Genomic DNA, 718 nt, shown 5'->3' with positions numbered 1-718 from the left:
AAAAGCTAAGGCTATTTTGCCGTCTTTGACCAATCGCACTTTGCAATTTAAATTTTTAAGGAACGAAAGATGGATTTGCTGCATAAGCGAATTGTCTTCTACGAGTAAAATATGAGGCTTTTGTAATTAGTTTTTTATAATTTCTGAAAAAGCGGATACCATACATAATTAATTGGTGTAGCATCAATTGGTGTAGCATCATCCCTGTCCTCCATGATAACAATTACCGTCTAAAAAATGAGGCGACAACAAGCTACACTAAACATGTCAGGCGATGTGTGGTGAATATCTCCATGTATGTCTGAGAGAAGTGGTGTGCGAGCTATCGCTTCAAACCTTTTTTCAGGCCAATCAATACTTTTATTAAAAGTATGTTGGCCTTTTTTGTTTTATCCCGAATATTGAACTAAATTTGGTACAAATGGTACATACAGATATTTGCTATTTTTATGTGAGATATTTTTTACCTTACAGGGAAGAGGGTGGAAGTTGAGGAGTCAATCATGGAAGAGGTAAAGGATGAGCGGGTTAGCCCGAGCAAAGCGTGTTCAAGCTGTGAGGGAAATGACCCAATTATCTCGACGAGAATTTGCCAAAAAACGAGTATCGCCAACACGACCTTACAGCACTAGGAAGGCGGAAAAACACACTTTGCTAGAAAAATTGGTTCGACTCTATATTAAAGTGCTTTTAAATCTCGGTGTCCATTGTAGTTACC

The 718-nt window shown here is 38.0% G+C and carries 1 pseudogene; it reads left to right on the top strand.

Going from position 1 to position 718, the window contains the following annotated elements:
* Positions 1-564 precede the first annotated feature (564 nt).
* Positions 565-718: pseudogene (locus B1F79_RS03045) on the top strand (helix-turn-helix domain-containing protein); the annotation flags it as partial.

It is taken from the genome of Coxiella-like endosymbiont of Rhipicephalus sanguineus (genome assembly GCF_018687865.1).
This window is presented reverse-complemented; position numbering and strand designations above follow the sequence as displayed.